Origin of the sequence: Mesorhizobium sp. M8A.F.Ca.ET.021.01.1.1 (genome assembly GCF_003998025.1) — a bacterium.
Lineage (GTDB): Bacteria > Pseudomonadota > Alphaproteobacteria > Rhizobiales > Rhizobiaceae > Mesorhizobium.
The window spans coordinates 1-2,500 of record NZ_RZSJ01000269.1 but is presented as its reverse complement, the minus strand read 5'-3'; the positions used below and the strand labels follow the sequence as shown (position 1 = coordinate 2,500).

1 tRNA gene and 2 rRNA genes are annotated in these 2,500 nt (G+C 55.0%); all 3 read right to left on the bottom strand.

The features are described 5' to 3' along the window. Window positions 1–247: 247 nt before the first annotated feature. Window positions 248–324 (bottom strand) — tRNA-Met (locus EOA36_RS20265). Window positions 325–502: 178 nt separating this feature from the next. Then, window positions 503–617, bottom strand: a 5S ribosomal RNA gene (gene rrf, locus EOA36_RS20260). 203 nt (window positions 618–820) lie between these two features. Next, window positions 821–2,500 (bottom strand): 23S ribosomal RNA (locus EOA36_RS20255); the annotation flags it as partial.

Here is a 2,500-nt window from a genome sequence, read left to right as displayed (position 1 = left end):
CCGGTGGTTGGCTGCCGTCTTTGCGTGCTGATGATGGCTAAGATCGATGGCGGCTGGTTCGAACGCAAAACGGCCCTCCGGGTTTGATTCTGGCGGGCGGTTTAATTTGGTTTTGGGGATAGGATTTGAGTTATCGGTCCTGCGGCGTCGGCTTGGCCTGCTTGCGGGCCGCTGATGACAGGTTCGAATCGCTGGCGACCACGGCAAAATACAAAAGAGCCCGCACGATGGCGGGCTCATTTGTATTTGGTTGCGGGGACAGGATTTGAACCTGTGACCTTCAGGTTATGAGCCTGACGAGCTACCGGGCTGCTCCACCCCGCGCCACCGATTTGCAAGCGAGAGCTTGCGAGAGGTTTGTCCGCCAAATGAAAGGGCCGCTTACGCGGCCCGTGTTTCCCGTTGGCGGGCCATGTTCAGAGAAGATTTCATCGCCTCGACCCAAAAACCGGCTTCGATTTTTGGAAAGTAGGATGTGACACATAAAACGTGCGTTTAGCAGACCTGGCAGCGACCTACTCTCCCGCGTCTTGAGACGAAGTACCATCAGCGCTGGAGCGTTTCACGGCCGAGTTCGGAATGGGATCGGGTGCAGCCGCTCCGCCATAACCACCAGGTCGGCAAAACGCACGTTATTCGAGAAGCTGTTTTTTGTGCCTTTGGAGTTCTTTTAGCCTGGCGCCTTTCGAAGCGAAGCTTCGCAAGGTCGACCGACCGTCGGCGCTTGTGCGCCGCACCCACGTAGCGCCGCCCGCAGGGCGGAACAAGCGTGAGTGAGAACAAACCATCTGACGAAGTCAGATGGACATAAGGAATGAGAACGATCAAGCCGATCGAACTATTAGTACCGGTAAGCTTCAAGCGTTGCCGCTCTTCCACACCCGGCCTATCAACGTGGTCGTCTTCCACGGTTCTCAGGGAATACTCGTTTTAAGGTGGGTTTCCCGCTTAGATGCCTTCAGCGGTTATCCCGTCCGGATATAGCTACCCTGCTATGCGGCTGGCGCCACAACAGGTCCACCAGAGATCCGTCCATCCCGGTCCTCTCGTACTAGGGACAGATCCTTTCAATATTCCTACACCCACGGCAGATAGGGACCGAACTGTCTCACGACGTTCTGAACCCAACTCACGTACCGCTTTAAATGGCGAACAGCCATACCCTTGGGACCTGCTCCAGCCCCAGGATGCGATGAGTCGACATCGAGGTGCCAAACAACCCCGTCGATATGGACTCTTGGGGGTCATCAGCCTGTTATCCCCGGCGTACCTTTTATCCGTTGAGCGATGGCCCTTCCACGCGGGACCACCGGATCACTATGACCGACTTTCGTCTCTGCTCGACTTGTCAGTCTCGCAGTCAGGCAGGCTTATGCCATTGCACTCAGCGAACGATTTCCGACCGTTCTGAGCCCACCATCGCGCGCCTCCGTTACTCTTTAGGAGGCGACCGCCCCAGTCAAACTACCCACCATACATTGTCCCGGACCCGGATAACGGGCCGCGGTTAGACATCCATAGTAATAAGGGTGGTATTTCAAGGGTGGCTCCACCTGAGCTGGCGCCCAGGTTTCAAAGCCTACCACCTATCCTACACATGCCACTACGAATGCCAATGTAAAGCTATAGTAAAGGTGCACGGGGTCTTTCCGTCTAACCGCAGGAACCCCGCATCTTCACGGGGAATTCAATTTCACTGAGTCTATGCTGGAGACAGCGGGGAAGTCGTTACGCCATTCGTGCAGGTCGGAACTTACCCGACAAGGAATTTCGCTACCTTAGGACCGTTATAGTTACGGCCGCCGTTTACTGGGGCTTCGATTCAGAGCTTGCACCCCTCCTCTTAACCTTCCAGCACCGGGCAGGCGTCAGACCCTATACGTCGTCTTGCGACTTCGCAGAGCCCTGTGTTTTTGATAAACAGTCGCTACCCCCTGGTCTGTGCCACCCTCCTCCACTTGCGTGGAAAAGGGTCACGCTTCTTCCGAAGTTACGCGTGCAATTTGCCGAGTTCCTTCAGCATAGTTCTCTCAAGCGCCTTGGTATACTCTACCAGACCACCAGTGTCGGTTTCGGGTACGGTTTATAAGGAGGAGCTATTTCCTGGAACCACGCAGCAGCCCGTTCAATCCGATAAGATTGGACTACCTCAATGATCCGTCACTACCTCCAAGCCCACGAATATTAACGTGGTTCCCATCGACTACGCGTTTCCGCCTCGTCTTAGGGGCCGGCTAACCCTGCTCAGATTAGCTTTAAGCAGGAACCCTTGGTCTTTCGGCGGGGGAGTCTCTCACTCCCCTTACGTTACTCATGTCAGCATTCGCACTTCTGATACCTCCACCACCCCTCACGGGTATGGCTTCATCAGCTTACAGAACGCTCCGCTACCGCTCGTATTGCTACGAACCCTAAGCTTCGGTGTATGGCTTTAGCCCCGTTACATTTTCGGCGCAAAGACCCTTATTTAGACCAGTGAGCTGTTACGCTTTCTTTAAAT